This window comes from Pradoshia sp. TA40_28 (assembly GCF_059694525.1).
On record NZ_JCATZO010000013.1, the window covers coordinates 15,409 to 30,876 of the forward strand.

Genomic DNA, 15,468 nt, shown 5'->3' on the forward strand with positions numbered 1-15,468 from the left:
TTACATGGTAGATGAAGCTTCTTGCAATTTGCCACGCAGAACCATTGGCAATATACCGCCATGGCGATAATAATCGATCTCGACATCGGAATCAAAGCGAACTAAAACGTCAAATTTCTTCTCTGTTCCGTCCTCAGCGATTGCCGTTGCTGTTATGATATCACGTGGTTTGACACTTTCATTGACAGGGATAAAGATTCTTTCTTTACCTGTTAAACCAAGAGTTTTAGCGCTTTCGCCTTCTTTAAATTGAAGAGGCAGCACACCCATTAATACAAGATTTGAACGGTGAATTCTTTCAAAGCTTTCAGCAATTACTGTTTTAATTCCAAGCAAATTGGTTCCTTTTGCAGCCCAGTCACGAGAGCTTCCCATACCATAATCTTTTCCAGCCAGCACGATCAGGCCAGTATCATCTTTTTTATATTCCATACATGCATCATAGATGGACATTACTTCACCGGTTGGCCAATAAGTGGTATAACCACCCTCAGTACCAGGAGCAATTTGATTTCGTATACGGATATTAGCAAAAGTACCACGCATCATCACTTCATGGTTACCACGACGTGAACCGTATGAGTTAAAGTCGCGGATGCCGACACCTTTTTCACGCAGGTATTTACCTGCCGGTGTATCTTTGCCAATAGAACCTGCCGGTGAGATATGGTCTGTTGTAACTGAATCACCGAATAACCCAACAACCCTTAGTCCATCAAGCGGTTTAACTTCTGATGGATTAGGATCCATATTGACAAAATAAGGAGGGTTTTGAATATAGGTTGAATCAAAATCCCAGTTATATAAAGGTTCGTTGCTAGTTTGGATTTCATTCCATCTAGCATTATCATCAAAGACATGCTCATATTCTTTAAGGAAGAGGTCTGATGTAACAGTTTCCTGTACCAATTTATTAACTTCCTCGCTGGATGGCCAGATGTCTTTGAAATAAATATCTTTCCCATCCTTGCCTTTTCCAATTGGATCATTCTCAAGATCAATATCCACCGTTCCGGCTAACGCATAGGCAACAACCAATGGAGGAGATGCCAAATAGTTTGCTTTTACTAACGGATGGATACGTCCTTCAAAGTTCCGATTACCGGATAATACGGAAGTAACAAGTAAATCTGCTTCAGCAACTGCTGCTTCGATTTCATCCATTAATGGACCTGAGTTTCCAATACATGTAGCACAGCCATACCCAACAAGATTAAAACCAAGATCATCCAAGTACGTTTGCAGTCCAGCATCACGCAAATAGCCTGTCACGACTTTTGATCCCGGAGCTAAGGATGTTTTCACATGATGGGGAACCTGTAATCCTAATTCCACAGCCTTCTTGGCAACAAGACCTGCCCCAAGCATGACATATGGGTTGGATGTATTCGTACAGCTTGTTATGGCAGCAATCGCAATATCTCCTGTTTTCATTGGAGCTTGACGGCCATCATTCAGCTGAACAATAATTTTTTTATCTATTTCCTCTTGGCTAAGGTCAAATCCTGCGTTTCCAACTGGTGCTGTTAAAGCTTCATTGAAAGCAGATTTCATTTTAGACAAAGGAATCAAATCCTGTGGACGTTTAGGACCAGAAAGATTCGCTTCAATCTCTGAAAGGTCAATTTCAATCACTTTCGTATATCTTGGTTCATCACTGTTTTTATAGTAGAATAATCCATTTTCTTTACTGTACTTCTCAACGATTGCAATATGATCTTCCGAGCGTCCTGTCAAACGCATATACTTGAGGGATTCTTCGTCAATCGGGAAAAATCCGCAAGTAGCCCCATATTCAGGAGCCATATTGGCGATGGTTGCACGGTCTGAAAGCGATAAAGCACTCATACCAGGACCAAAAAATTCAACAAATTTATTTACAACGCCACTTTTACGCAAAATTTCAGTAACTTTCAAAGCCAAATCTGTCGCCATGGCACCATTAGGTAACGAATTAATAAAACGTACGCCAATTACTTCAGGTACAGGGAAATAGGAAGGTTGGCCAAGCATACCAGCTTCCGCTTCAATTCCACCTACACCCCATCCCAATACACCAAGACCATTGATCATGGTAGTATGTGAATCAGTACCTACCAAAGAATCCGGGTATGTCATATAATCACCATCAGGCATCTCAGTCGCATGAACGACATTCGCCAAATATTCCAGGTTTACTTGGTGAACAATTCCCGTATCAGGCGGAACAGCACGATAATTATCAAATGCTTTTTGTGCCCAGCTTAGGAACTGATAACGTTCAGCATTTCGTTCAAATTCCAAGTCCATATTAATCTGCAAGGAATCTGCAGTTCCATATTTATCAACCTGAACGGAGTGGTCAATTACAAGATCAACCGGAATTTCAGGATTTATTTTATCTGGATTTCCGCCAATATCAGCCATAGCTTTACGTAATGAAGCAAGATCGACAACTGCCGGAACACCTGTGAAATCCTGCAAAATAACACGGGAAGGTTTAAAAGGAACATCGACATCAATGGACATTTCCTCTGTGCCCCATTTAGCCAAATTCTCTACGTGTTCTTTTTTAATTACTCTCCCATCCATTTGACGCAATACGCTTTCAAGTAAAACTTTAATGGAATATGGCAACTTAGATACTTCACCAACTCCTGCTTCTTCCAATACATTCAGATTGTAGTAATGATAGCGTTTACCATCAATCTCAAAAAATTTCCGTGAGTCGAACACATCATTTTTCCCCAATCAAATTACCCCCTCTAGGTAAAAGATAAATACATACAGAATATTGAGAGACAAATTGTAGAAAAGTTCAGCACTCTTCGTCAATTCCAATATTCTAACAATTTAATATTAATATAACCTTTTCATAATGTAAAATATAAGTAATTTATTGCCTCTTATAAGTTTTTCTTAATGGTAATTATTTTCCTGATAAAACAAAAAGCCGGTCAGCATGGATGCTGACCGGTTATTTATCATAATTTCTGAAATTCATCTAAATCTGATACCATCTTATCTAATGTGTTTCTGTAATGATCTAACTCATCCTTTTGGTGCTCACTAGCAACTTCATAAGCATTTTCAACTTGCTGGTATGCTTCGTTAATTTCTTCCCACAATTGGCCTAATTCGTGGCCAAATTGAGGATCATGCAGCATAGATTTTAAATTTTCATGGACATCCACTGCCTTTCTTACTCCATTTTGTGCTGATTGAAAGGCCTGAACTTTATTTTTGTGATAAGGCACATACACCCCTCCTTAACAATATAATTTCTATCATGTACGGAAAGATTCGGACTTATTCATGGTATCTCTCATGATTACTCGTTATTTTATACCAGTATAATCATTTTATTGACACTCATACTATAGTCAGGAGGGATAATATGTCGAATAAAAATGCTAATCATCAAAAAGGTTCTAAAGACAATAATCACAATGGGCAGCCTGCACCCTTAAGTGGCTCACATAAAGTGAAAAACAGACAGCACACACGCCAAAAAAATCATTCCCATCATGATATGTAACATAAATATACTCTGCGGGAGAAACATTTAATGTTCTCTCGCACCACTTTAAAAATAGAGATTTCTTAGCCTCTATCCACCTCTTTTTCTAACACTCCTTTACCAAACCTTTTCCTTATCCTTGCCGAGACTATATTTATTTCTATCCAACCCATTAGAATCACCTTAGATAAATACTATGACACGAACGATACACTTTAAAATCATTGTGATATGTGTAAATTCTTCCTTTAGTGGTACATATACCTATAAACACAATGGGAGGATTATAAAGTAATGGATTATGTTTGGTACGCAAGTTATGGTTCGAATTTATCGGAAAGTCGTTTTCATTGTTATATAACCGGAGGAACACCAGAAGGTTCGACAAAAGCAGAACGAGGATGCTCTGATCCTGCTTTCCCCTTAAAAGCGGCCCCTATATCTCTTCCATATGAAATGTATTTCTCGGAATACTCCGCACGTTGGAATGGCGGTGTCGCTTTTATCGATATTGAGAAGGATACAAGCACGAAAACATTTGGAAAGAAATATTTAATTACAAGCGATCAATTTAAACAAATTGTACAACAGGAAAATGGAGATTTTGAGATGAATGTTAATCTTGAATTAGCAAGAAAAGTTCATACCTATTCGTATAATGACTCCTGGTATGGAAATATTCTCTATTTAGGCGAAGCCGAAGGTTTTCCGATTTTTACATTTACAGACAATCGCAACCTAGCTGATAAGCAAATCACTTCGCCCTCTCTTCCCTATTTAAAAAATATCTATCATGGCCTACTAGATCTTTTTAAAGATGATAAGAATCTTATCGAATATTTATATTCTAAAAAAGGGGTGTCGGAAGCCTATTCAATCGCTGACTTAGAAAGATATTTTAAATAAAAACACAAAAACTGCACCCAAAATTGTCAGTTTATCCGTTAACAATTTTGGGTGCAGTTGTTTGATGACTATACATTAAATCACTTCATCAGCCTTTAATAGGAATTCCAGATCCCTTTGCTGAATAAATTTCCCTGCATAATTGGCAGGTATGTCTTGTTTTACTATCTCAATCGCTATTTTAATCGGTACCCATCTCAGTACAAAACCATCATTTATCTCATCAGTTGTATACATAGGATCTTTTAAATCACCAGTAGCTTTCGCTATGTATCCATATGACAATTGCAGAAGTTCTTCGTTATTGCGGTATTCAATCGTGATTCCGAGTTCTTTAATATCCTCAATTAAGGTCCCTACTTCCTCTTCGACCTCTCTTTTCAGTGCATCATAGATTGTTTCACTATCTTTAATTCCTCCACCAGGCAATTTATGATAGTTTCCTTTTGTAACAAATAAAAGTGCAATCTCATCGCGGTCGTTAATGACTACGGCTCTGGACGCTTTTCTGATACGGTATGCATTCGTCGTATACTGTTCTGACGTATCATCATAAATTTCCTTGATAAGTTCCATTTGTTTATGACCCCTTTATCTTTCATCAATACATAATTAGATTATATATAATTTTTACTAAACTGTGTAATATATATTATTCCTATTCTTATTAAACGTATAATACCTTCCGATTTTATAAATATGATATAATACCCATGAATATAGATATAATTATAAATATTTTCACAACCGACCTTTTTCATTTTATGAGCAATCCTATTTTTTTGTAAAATAACATAGCTAGTTAAAAGGTGGCTAAATAAATGACTTTAAAAGAAAAAGCGGTACAATTTGCAACAGATGCCCATGCAGGTCAAGAACGAAAGCTTTCAAAGGAGCCTTATATTATTCATCCTTTGGAAGTTGCTAAGACTCTTGAAAAAGCGGGGTTTAGTGAGGAATTAGTCATTGCAGGATTATTACATGATACAGTGGAAGACACCGATACAACAATTGAACAAATCAAAAAAGAATTTGGCCCTTTAGTCGCCAAATATGTCTCAGCTCATACAGAAGACAAAACAAAAACATGGGAAGAACGAAAACAGCATACCCTTGAACTCGTGAAAGATGCCCCACTTGAAATTAAGGCTCTTATTGTGGCTGATAAATGGAACAATTTAAAATCTATGAGTGCTGGACATGAATTAATGGGAGACGAAATTTGGAACTGCTTTAAACGAGGACTGGACTCTCAGGAATGGTATATAAGAGGAATTGCAATCAATAGTTTTCAAGGACTGGAAGAAGAGCAAATACCCGAATTTTTTCACCAATACGTAAAAGATGTTAATGACTTTTTTGTTAGTATTAAAAATACATAACCTAAATCATCTCCTTATATTATATAGTGCAGCTTTTAGGACCATAGAAGATGGTCCTTTTATAGCTGCTTTAACGACCTTCACTAAATGAAAACCTCTTCTTCCGAAGAGATGTCATACAGAGAAATATTGTTCATAAGGACTGACATCTATTTTTTCAGCTTCTAATTTCTTGCGAAGGAATTTATGATCGCGCTTTGGTGTTGCTAAGATATATCCTTTAATAATGAGATCAAGCGTAATTTGATTGGCTTTTTCCTTAAGAGCCAACTCCCCAATTTTCCCGGCAATTTTATGTCTGGCTACATCCCGAAACAATTCTGGTACAGGGCTGACCAATTCTTCTAAAAATTCTTTTCCTTCAGGATTCCAAAGCTGTCTTGTTTGATCGACAAATTCGACTTCTTTGTCCATATCAGATTTTCCATCTTCTTTAGGAAGTTTCTTTAAAAATTTTCGAAACATAAAAAAACCGCCGATAGCCATAAATCCAATCATAAACAAAATCCAAAACAGGATGAACCATAAAAACCATCCTTCTAACATACCATTCACCCCAGATAAGACTGATTTATTAATTAATTTCCATTTATTATTATAACAAACAACTGGAAACCTTCAACTAAATTAGCAAATAATCCCGATTAGATTGCATTGAATAGAAACGCAGATATTTTTTGTGAATAGTTGCATAATGTTGATTTATCGTCTTGTACGAACCTTATCATACCTTTTTTAAAATTGTCATACTATTCAACCTTTGATATAACTATAGATAACAATCTGCTTTTAAGAAGATATGAATATCTCGAAAGGTTTCTTCATATGATTGACAATCAAGATGGTCTTCTTCTTTAATGATTGTTGTAAATGATTATCTAGAGGGTTTTGTTTACGGTCAGTGGTTTATTGGTTTTCCACTATCTTTAAGGAGGTCTTACTGTATGGGGAAAAAAGTACACAGACGCAGAGAAGTCAGACGATTACTTCGGGAAGAATTAAAGAAGATGGAATCAATAGCCAAGCAACAACCTAATGAACAGTTAACGCCTGTTGAAAAATAAGAAGAAAAACATTTCATTACTTTAGACGCTCAACAAAGGACCCAGAATGCAATTATTCTGGGTGTTTTTTTATTTATATGTCAATTTCACAGGTAATAATCCCTAAAAATCCCGCAAAAAGAGTTAAATTTCTCCGTGATTTTTATTTTTTTATTTGCAATAACTCCATATCTGTCAAGTGTTTTTCCTACCTCTATTACCTATTTTTATTAGTTTAAATGTTTCTAACTAAAAAACGGAGGGTATTTATTAGAATGTACGAGCAACCCGCTCAAAAAATACTACTATTTATGGAGGTATGAAATTATGTTTTTCCACAAAAAAGAACTTCAATTTGAAGCAAAACCAACTAAAGCAGATCCGTTAATGGCTAAAAAGATTCAAGAATTAATCGGTGGACAATATGGTGAAATGACTGTTATGATGCAGTATTTGTTCCAAGGATGGAGCGTACGCGGTAATGAAAAATACAAGGATCTTTTATTAGATATTGGTACAGAAGAAATCGGCCACGTTGAAATGTTAGCGACTATGGTTGCACGTCTACTTGATGGCGCACCACTTAAAGATCAAGAAAAAGCAATGGCTGATCCAGCAATCGCTGCTGTACTAAGCGGTATGAATCCACAACATGCTATTGTTTCCGGATTAAATCCTCGTCCACAGGACAGTGTTGGTAACCCTTGGATGGGAAGTTATGTAACAGCAAGCGGTAACTTATTAGCTGACTTCCGCTCTAACCTGAACGCTGAATCACAAGGTCGCTTAGCAGCAGTCCGTATTTATGAAATGACAGATGATCCAGGAATTAAAGATCTGCTAGCTGTTCTTATTGCACGTGATTCCTATCACCAAAACCTTTGGGCGAAAGCGATCGCTGAATTAGAAGAACAAGAAGGTTTACTTGTTCCAAGCACATTCCCACGTGAAAAAGAACGTCTTGATATCGCATACTCTTTATATAATTTCTCTGAAGGTGAAGAAAGCAGCACTGGAAGTTGGGCAAGTGGCCAAGCACCAGATGGACAAGGTGAATTCCGCTATGAAGCAGTGGTTCCCCCTGCAGAAGGCGCAAAACCAATGTTAAAACCTGCACCACTGGAAACTCATAATACATTACCAATGGATACAGACAAATCCATCTTAAAATAATTGAGTGAACCCTTATAAGGACTTCAGAATTAAATCAATTCTGAAGTCCTTTTTTATATAATGGCGCGTTTTAATCACTCCCTACTTAAATAAGCATATTAATAAGTTCTCTTTTACTAACACTGGAATAAGTTGCATCACCATTGTTTTAAACCTTCTTGAGAGTATCACTTACTCCTGTGGTTTACGATAGTATTTCTCCCCTCTTCCCCTTTCAGCCAAAAGATCTCCCCTCCTATCTATATAGGAATAATGCTTCTTCAATACCTTTCTATCCTCACATTCTCTTACAGATTCTAATCGTGCAAAACCAACAATTTTTATTTTTTTGCATACCCTTTGATGTTTGTCAAATGTTCCAAAAATCAATTTTCATTGTGACATCTCAATGATTTTAAAACTCCTTTCACAAATAGATCCCTAATAAGTAGAGTTTCAAAAAGATTCTTCCTAGTTATTTCTCTCGATAATACAAATGGCCTCCCTTTATTAATTATCTTTTCAAAGTATCCTACCTCCTCTTTTGGATATGCTAAAGGCATATTTAGTTAACGAAATGGAGGTTTCTTCATGAATAATCCGCATGTAAAGAAAATAGAAGATCTTGAAAAAGAATACGGAACAAATAGCAAGCTTGGTCTAACCGATGCTCAAGTATCGGAGCAGCAAGCTAAATACGGACTCAATCAATTAAAAGGAAAGAAACAAAAGACGCTTGTTCAACGATTCTTTGAACAATTTAAAGATATCATGGTCTTAATCTTAATATTCGCTGCTGCCGTTTCCTTTTTTGTCGCAGTTAAAGGCCATGATACGAAGGAATATATCGAACCAATTGTTATTTTAAGCATTGTTATTCTTAATGCTGTACTTGGAGTTGTTCAAGAAAATAAAGCGGAGAAATCACTTGAAGCATTGCAAAATCTCTCATCCCCACGGGCTAAGGTGATCCGTAATGGGAAATTAACCGAAATTGAAGCCAGTCAACTAGTGCCAGGTGATCTGATTGAATTCGAAGCGGGTGATTTCATACCAGCCGACGGAAGATTAATCGAGGCATCCTCTTTAAAAATAGAAGAATCAGCATTGACCGGAGAATCAGTCCCTGTTGAGAAGAATGAGAAAGCAGCTGTTAAAGAAGATGCTCCTCTTGGTGATCGGGTAAATATGGTCTTCTCTGGCAGCAGTGTATCCTATGGTCGAGGAAAAGCAATTATTACTGGCACTGGCATGGATACTCAGATGGGCAAAATAGCCGAATTGCTGGAATCAGCCCATCAAGCCCAGACACCTCTGCAACAGAAACTAGGTAAATTAGGAAAGTATCTCGGCTTGCTTGCCCTAGCCATCAGTATTGTCATCTTTGCGATCGGCTTCTATTCAGGAATGCCTATTCTGGAAATCTTTATGACCGCTGTTTCCCTGGCAGTTGCCGCTATTCCTGAAGGTCTCCCTGCGATTGTGACAGTTGTTTTGGCACTTGGTGTGCAACGTATGGTCAAAAGAAATGCTATTATCCGAAGGCTTCCGGCTGTTGAAACTTTAGGCAGTGCCTCAGTCATTTGTTCTGATAAAACAGGAACACTCACGCAAAATAAAATGACAGTTGTTAAAGCATGGGTAAAAGGTGAACCAGAAGATGTGACAAATCACGTTTCGGGTCCGATAAAATCCTTACTTCGCCTTGGTTCATTAGCTTCCAATGGAACAGTTGAAATAGTAGATGGAGAAGAAAAGCATATCGGTGATCCAACTGAAACCGCTATTCTCTCAGCAGCATTGAAAAATCATATGACCAAGGAGAGTCTTCATGAAGCAGCACCACGCGTTGGAGAAATTCCGTTTGATTCTGAGAGAAAACTCATGACGACCATCCATATAATAGAAGGAAAACCCTATGCACTTACGAAAGGTGCTTTTGATGTCCTGATGAACCGCTGTAAAACTGGCGATTTTGAAGAAGCTAAAAGAGTTAATAACCTAATGACATATGAAGCAATGCGCGTGCTCGCAGTGGCTTACAAGGAACTTAGCAGCGTTCCCCATCACCTTGATAGCGATGAAATTGAGCGAGATTTACATTTTGTTGGACTATTAGGGATGATTGACCCGCCTCGAGCTGAAGCGAAAGATGCCGTCCGCATTTGTAAAAAGGCAGGCATTAGACCGGTTATGATCACTGGTGACCATATCGGTACAGCAAATGCAATTGCGAAGGAACTTGGTATTTTAAATGAAGGACAAAAATCACTTTCTGGAGCAGAGCTTGAAAAAATGACAGATCAAGCATTAAATGAATCAATTGATGACTACTCCGTTTATGCACGGGTGTCGCCTGAGGATAAAATACGTATAGTGCGCGCCTGGCAGCAAAAAGGAGCCATAGTCTCCATGACCGGTGACGGGGTTAATGATGCCCCTGCTTTAAAAGCAGCTGATATTGGTTGCGCAATGGGCATAACAGGTACCGACGTCGCAAAAGGCGCTTCGGATATGATTTTGACCGATGATAATTTCGCAACCATCGTTGATGCCGTGAAGGAAGGCCGTGGCACTTACGATAATATTCGTAAAGCCATTCAATTCCTGCTAGGTACCAATATGGGGGAAATTTTCATTGTTTTCATCGCCATGATTATTTGGCAGCAGACCCCCCTATTAGCCATCCATCTATTATGGCTGAATTTGGTGACTGATGGTCTCCCTGCACTCGCCCTCGGGATGGAACCTGTTGAAGAGGATATTATGGAGAGACGGCCAAAGCCCAAAGCAGAAGGAATCTTTGCTGGCGGCCTTCTTTATCGAATCGTCTTGCAGGGGTTGATGTTTGCCGTGCTTTCCTTAATCGGCTTTTACTTAGCAGGTACAAACCTGGAATCGTTAGGCGCAGCTCAAACAATGGCTTTTCTTGTTTTATCACTCTCTCAGCTCTTTCATGTTCTAAATGTCCGTACAGCAAAGTCCATTTTCCAATCAGATTTACGGGAAAATAAGTACATGATCTTAGCATTATTGGCATCACTTTTACTGATTGTAGCGATTGTTTTTATCCCACCGCTTGCATATATATTTGAGGTAACTCCCCTTCCTTATGAGTATTATCTCATCGCGCTCGGACTTGGAGTCGTTCCTATCATCGTGATCGAAATTGAAAAGCGATTGCGAAGAACGAAATCAGCATAAAGCTCTAGTATCATTAAAGCGTAGTTTAAAGCATCCCCCAGGGTGCTTAAGACTGTAGACAAATTCCTTATTTTTCAGGGACCTTGTCTGCAGTTTTTTTGTTTTCGCTATTTTACCTTATGCTATACAGAATGAGCTTGCTTTCCTCGGGCAAGCATCAAGCCTCCTCGCGTTCTGCGCTGCGTGGTCTAAGGTACTTGGTTTCCCCGCAGGAGTCTCTCCCATTCTGCAGAAAATAGGACACTTCATTATAAAAGACGAACCTGGATATCTCAAACACCGATTAGAATGAAACAAGGAAACGATTGAAAAGTGACTTTGAAGATATGTAGGAAAAGCATGGATTGCGATGGACTACTTTAAGGGGACTTAAAAAATTGTCCATGCAGGCAATGCTTACTTTCGCTGCTCTGAACTTGAAAAATTCCGAATTTTTATTCAGCTAATTCCTCTTCTAATAAATCAGATGTTGTGATAATGCCATTCGGCTTTTCTGTTTCTTTACCGCTCGGTGTTATTAAAACGGCTTCAAGCCTGTTTTTATTTTTATGATCTTCTTCAAATATATCTTCAATCTCAAATACCGTTGCATTTTGTGAAACAAACTTTACTCGATTAACATGTTTTTTATTATATAAATCTTTAACTTGTACATGATCTAAGTTAATTTCTGGGTTATCAAATTGACTTGCAAGCCATATGATTATTTCCTTAGTCGTCAATAGCCAGCTGTACTCCTCTCTATTATTGTAAATAGGAAATCGTGAATGTGATTTTTTCTTTATGCAAGCTAGAACATCCTTCAGATGATCTTCTTCATAAAAATAAAAAACCTCTTTCGATGAAATCGACAAACCAGTTTTAGGCTTTTCAAATTCATCTGCAATTCTTTCGATATCTTCAACAATCTCTTTATGAGGTTCTGCAATATAATAATCGCTGCTTATTTTTTCATGGATCAATGCATTCCTCAACTTTGCATATTGGCATAAATCTTTTTCATAGTAACGTACCAAAATATGATTCTTTCCCTTATAAATTAATTCAGTGAATTTATCTGTATTTGCATGTTTGACAATATCTCTTAATACCTTATGAATACGGTTAAATGCTGTTTCAAAACGTTCTGCTAATGATAATTCTGTCTTAGTAGCCATACCCTTTTTCTCCTCTCAATTTGATAGTATGTATTTACCCCATTTTCTTCTTCCTAAGTACTTTTGGAATATACTTTTTCAATGAATAGTTTCGATAACGATATGAGCTACCAGTCATAAAATAGTGTAAAATAAAGGCGGTTTTTGCAAAGAGCGTTGCTTTTGTTTGATTATTAAGTTATAAAATAGCCACCTCCAGAAAGGAGGTGACTGTACTTATTATTAAACTAAACCAGCTAATAGGATGTCAATATCTCTCTGTAAAATTCATTTTTTTATATGCTATACTGTTTTTAGGCATACCAAATAACCCTCCAGATAACTTGTGGAAGGTTTTTCTTTATGTGGTTAAAATGTCTTTCTAAGCTATATCTAGGAAGAGTTCTTTCCTTTTTAATAAAGCATAAATCCAGTGAAGAAGTTTATTGATACAAGCGATAATTGCCACTTTCGATGGCTTTCCTTCTAAGCGTTTCTTGTCATAGAACTCCTTGAGCTTTTTATTTCTGGAACTTCTTATTCCACATAAAACAGCTAGATACAAACTGTGCCTTAGCCTGCTGGAACCTCGCTTCGTAATCCGATTCGTCGTCGCTGTAAACTTGCCAGATGAATGGACACTTGGATCGATGCCAGCGAAGGCAACCAATTTCTTAGGGTGATTAAACCGATCAATCTCACCAATTTCGGAAATAATCGTGGCAGCGATTTTTTCTCCGATTCCAGGGATAGATTGGATAATCTTATATTCTTCTATTTCATTTGCCAGGGATACCATTTGGCTCTCCAATTCCGAAAGGTGTCCTTGGTAATGAAATAGGATGTCTATATACATATTAAGATTGATGAGATGGCTTTGATACATCACCTTTTGAAAAGGATTTTGAGAAGCTGAATGGATTAATTTCCTTGCTTTTTCTCTTGCCCACTGAAGAGAACGAGTTGGACAATACCCTTTTATTCGTTCTGTTAATTCCTCTTCATCCGTCTTTAGAATCTTCTCCGACGTTGGATATTCTCTTAATATCGATAAAGATACTTTCGAAAAAAGATCTCCAAATACCTTTCGGTAATCAGGAAAAACCTGATCCAAAATCGTATGAAACTGCAATTTTGCTTCTACATACATATTCGTCACGATTTCCTGTTGTCTAGATAGGTTACGAAGGTTCAACAGTTGAATTCCCCTCATTTTATAAGGTTCAAAGTCCTCCTTGTAATAAAGGACACATAACTGATACGCATCAAAGGCATCTGTTTTTACTTTTCTTAAACTTGATTTCTTTGCTTGATGAGAAATGAGTGGATTTAACAGAATATAAAGCAACTCGTTTTCTTCTAAGCATTGAATAATAGGAGTATGATAATGTCCCGTTGATTCTAATATGACCACTGGCATCTTACCTGTCATTGTTTTAATTTCACCCAAGAAACTTACAAGCCGATCTAATTCATCACGATTATGCTTAATCGAAAAGTTCTTTCCATATGGCTTTCCTTTATCTAAAAAAGCCTGAATTTCACTTTCTCCTTTAGCTACATCTATACCCACAACAGGGTTCATTCTTTTTCCTCCTCTTACATATTCACCAGTAACCCCTATTACCTCCAAGTAGTATTATAGCTTCGCTTGTTATACGAGATCTCAGTCCCAACCAGCCGCAAACATATTTCTACTAGTAGGGGGTGAACAGTTTAGCCGACGGGATCAAGGTCCCACGCCCCCGTACGTTCTACCCTGGCTACTGATAGAATAAATCCATATAAAAAAAGTTCAACCAGAAAGTTCTGGCTGAACTCTATAATACGAACGCCCCCGGTTGTTTAAGTATAATTTCACTATTTAAATATTTTTATTCTTCATATTCTTTATATTATTCATCTTCATATGGTACTACTTCATAATCATCATCATCAAAAATTTGCTCCTCTTTTGCCTCTTCCATTTCTTGAATAAATTCGATTATCAGAGTCGCATAATGGGCAACTTTAGGGTGTTTCTTTAACTCATCTATTATCTTATTTACAATAGGTAGATCATATTTAATCCTTTGGAAGCTTATGTATTGGAATAAAGATGATCCTACCTTATCTTGAACCTTCTCATTGGTTTCATTTAATAAATTTAGGACATAGTTTTCTGTAATACTATTTTTGGGGTAATAGAATAAATTATCCAGTGCTTTTTTGATTTTAGTAAAATGCCCTGATTGTAGTAAAGAGATTAATTCATCTTCTGGCATCGCATCTAATTTATAATCCTCTTCTTCGTCAGGATCAAAGAAGTAAAGGCCCTCTTCCTGGATGTATAAGTCCTTTATAAATTCATCAAAATTATCAGCTAAAACAAAATCTAAATCTCCTTCTGTATCTATATAAGAAACAGCAGGCTCAACTCTATTATTCCTATAATCCAAAGCAAACCAAGTGTGACCATCCCCGTGTAACAAGACAAGTTCTTTAGGTAAATTCCACTCTTTAGTCACGAAAGCTGTATCTAAAATACCTGGCATTTCTCCTACTCCTTGTAGGTATCCAAATTCCACAAAAAAGTTTCCTTCTATTGGGCGTTTTTTTAAACGGAGAGCATTAAATCGAATAGACCCGCCATTTTGTTCTAATAGCAACTTACGATAAGTTTCAGGGAGCTTGTGTCCCAGTTCCTTTTCAGCTTCTTCTATTTCAGCTTCACTTACGGGTGGCTTTCTATAATAATCTTCACGTCTTTTAAGCCAAAATTTCATAATTATCCTCCTTTTCTTAATTATCAAGGTATTTCAGCAAAGTGATGACTATTTCTTATTGAACTAATTTGTCCTGTTATTTCCATAATTATTTCGACAAAAAGCGGAAGAATCCTTTTATTCAAGAGCAACAATCTATGCGAAAACAGCCTTTTCTTTCAACCAAAATTTCATACTTATCCCCTTTTCTTAATTATCAAGGTATTTCAGCAAAGTGATGACTATTTCTTATTGAACTAATCTGTCCTGTTATTTCCACAATGATTTCGACAAAAAAGCAGAAGAATCCTTCTTTCGCTAAACTGCCCCGTTTCTTCAATAAGGAATTCAACACAAAAAGGCATTAATCCTTCTTGGATCAATATCCGTGTTTATAGAAGT

Annotated in this window: 12 protein-coding genes and 1 pseudogene; 6 read left to right on the forward strand and 7 right to left on the reverse strand. The window is 37.2% G+C overall.

What is annotated here, in order from left to right:
• Positions 1-2,730: an aconitate hydratase AcnA gene (gene acnA, locus AC58NB_RS15045; protein ID WP_497427637.1), complete on the reverse strand. Its 2,730-nt coding sequence runs from the start codon at positions 2,728-2,730 to the stop codon at positions 1-3.
• Positions 2,731-2,963: 233 nt separating this feature from the next.
• Complete coding sequence (locus AC58NB_RS15050) at positions 2,964-3,236, reverse strand: hypothetical protein (RefSeq protein ID WP_497427638.1); 273 nt, start codon at positions 3,234-3,236, stop codon at positions 2,964-2,966.
• Positions 3,237-3,376: 140 nt separating this feature from the next.
• On the opposite strand from AC58NB_RS15050, the gene AC58NB_RS15055 reads away from it, so the two are divergent.
• Positions 3,377-3,517: a small acid-soluble spore protein P gene (locus AC58NB_RS15055; RefSeq protein ID WP_497427639.1), complete on the forward strand. Its 141-nt coding sequence runs from the start codon at positions 3,377-3,379 to the stop codon at positions 3,515-3,517.
• A gap of 276 nt (positions 3,518-3,793) precedes the next feature.
• A complete protein-coding gene (locus AC58NB_RS15060; protein ID WP_497427640.1) occupies positions 3,794-4,405 on the forward strand; it encodes a hypothetical protein in 612 nt (203 codons plus the stop codon).
• 75 nt (positions 4,406-4,480) lie between these two features.
• Here the strand turns inward: AC58NB_RS15060 and AC58NB_RS15065 are convergent, their stop codons facing one another.
• Positions 4,481-4,981 carry an NUDIX domain-containing protein gene (locus AC58NB_RS15065; protein ID WP_497427641.1) on the reverse strand — a complete coding sequence of 167 codons (501 nt, stop codon included), beginning with the start codon at positions 4,979-4,981 and terminating at the stop codon, positions 4,481-4,483.
• 245 nt (positions 4,982-5,226) lie between these two features.
• Here AC58NB_RS15065 and AC58NB_RS15070 point away from each other — a divergent pair, with 245 nt between their 5' ends.
• Positions 5,227-5,787 (forward strand): HD domain-containing protein, encoded by a 561-nt coding sequence (locus tag AC58NB_RS15070; protein ID WP_497427642.1) that lies wholly within the window; start codon positions 5,227-5,229, stop codon positions 5,785-5,787.
• Between the two features lie 114 nt (positions 5,788-5,901).
• On the opposite strand, the gene AC58NB_RS15075 is transcribed toward AC58NB_RS15070, so the two are convergent.
• The gene (locus AC58NB_RS15075; protein ID WP_497427643.1) at positions 5,902-6,333 is read right to left on the reverse strand and encodes a DUF2621 domain-containing protein; all 432 of its coding nucleotides are present in this window, start codon (positions 6,331-6,333) and stop codon (positions 5,902-5,904) included.
• Positions 6,334-7,157: 824 nt separating this feature from the next.
• Here AC58NB_RS15075 and AC58NB_RS15080 point away from each other — a divergent pair.
• The 3 genes and pseudogenes from AC58NB_RS15080 to AC58NB_RS15090 all read left to right on the forward strand — a co-directional run.
• Complete coding sequence (locus tag AC58NB_RS15080) at positions 7,158-8,003, forward strand: manganese catalase (protein ID WP_497427644.1); 846 nt, start codon at positions 7,158-7,160, stop codon at positions 8,001-8,003.
• Between the two features lie 570 nt (positions 8,004-8,573).
• On the forward strand, positions 8,574-11,186 hold the full coding sequence (locus AC58NB_RS15085; RefSeq protein WP_497427645.1) for a calcium-translocating P-type ATPase, PMCA-type: 2,613 nt from the start codon (positions 8,574-8,576) through the stop codon (positions 11,184-11,186).
• Between the two features lie 332 nt (positions 11,187-11,518).
• Positions 11,519-11,632 (forward strand): annotated as a pseudogene (locus tag AC58NB_RS15090) (transposase); the annotation flags it as partial.
• Here the strand turns inward: AC58NB_RS15090 and AC58NB_RS15095 are convergent.
• The 3 genes from AC58NB_RS15095 to AC58NB_RS15105 form a co-directional block, all read right to left on the reverse strand.
• Positions 11,621-12,343, reverse strand: coding sequence for a CBS domain-containing protein (locus tag AC58NB_RS15095; RefSeq protein ID WP_497427646.1), 723 nt, complete (start codon positions 12,341-12,343; stop codon positions 11,621-11,623). The pseudogene AC58NB_RS15090 and the gene AC58NB_RS15095 sit on opposite strands and share 12 nt — an antisense overlap.
• A 361-nt stretch (positions 12,344-12,704) precedes the next feature.
• Entirely contained in the window at positions 12,705-13,907 is a 1,203-nt protein-coding gene (locus tag AC58NB_RS15100) for an IS110 family RNA-guided transposase (RefSeq protein ID WP_497427647.1), read from the reverse strand.
• Positions 13,908-14,217: 310 nt separating this feature from the next.
• Positions 14,218-15,114, reverse strand: a complete 897-nt coding sequence (locus AC58NB_RS15105) for an SMI1/KNR4 family protein (RefSeq protein ID WP_497427648.1) — start codon at positions 15,112-15,114, stop codon at positions 14,218-14,220.
• Positions 15,115-15,468 lie beyond the last annotated feature (354 nt).

Bases quoted from the DNA above. Each gene is read 5' to 3' on its own strand.
- AC58NB_RS15100 (WP_497427647.1), bottom strand. From the start codon at position 13,907: ATGAACCCTGTTGTGGGTATAGATGTAGCTAAAGGAGAAAGTGAAATT.
- AC58NB_RS15080 (WP_497427644.1), top strand. From the start codon at position 7,158: ATGTTTTTCCACAAAAAAGAACTTCAATTTGAAGCAAAACCAACTAAA.
- AC58NB_RS15065 (WP_497427641.1), bottom strand. From the start codon at position 4,981: ATGGAACTTATCAAGGAAATTTATGATGATACGTCAGAACAGTATACG.
- AC58NB_RS15085 (WP_497427645.1), top strand. From the start codon at position 8,574: ATGAATAATCCGCATGTAAAGAAAATAGAAGATCTTGAAAAAGAATAC.
- AC58NB_RS15095 (WP_497427646.1), bottom strand. From the start codon at position 12,343: ATGGCTACTAAGACAGAATTATCATTAGCAGAACGTTTTGAAACAGCA.
- AC58NB_RS15070 (WP_497427642.1), top strand. From the start codon at position 5,227: ATGACTTTAAAAGAAAAAGCGGTACAATTTGCAACAGATGCCCATGCA.
- AC58NB_RS15075 (WP_497427643.1), bottom strand. From the start codon at position 6,333: ATGTTAGAAGGATGGTTTTTATGGTTCATCCTGTTTTGGATTTTGTTT.
- AC58NB_RS15060 (WP_497427640.1), top strand. From the start codon at position 3,794: ATGGATTATGTTTGGTACGCAAGTTATGGTTCGAATTTATCGGAAAGT.
- AC58NB_RS15055 (WP_497427639.1), top strand. From the start codon at position 3,377: ATGTCGAATAAAAATGCTAATCATCAAAAAGGTTCTAAAGACAATAAT.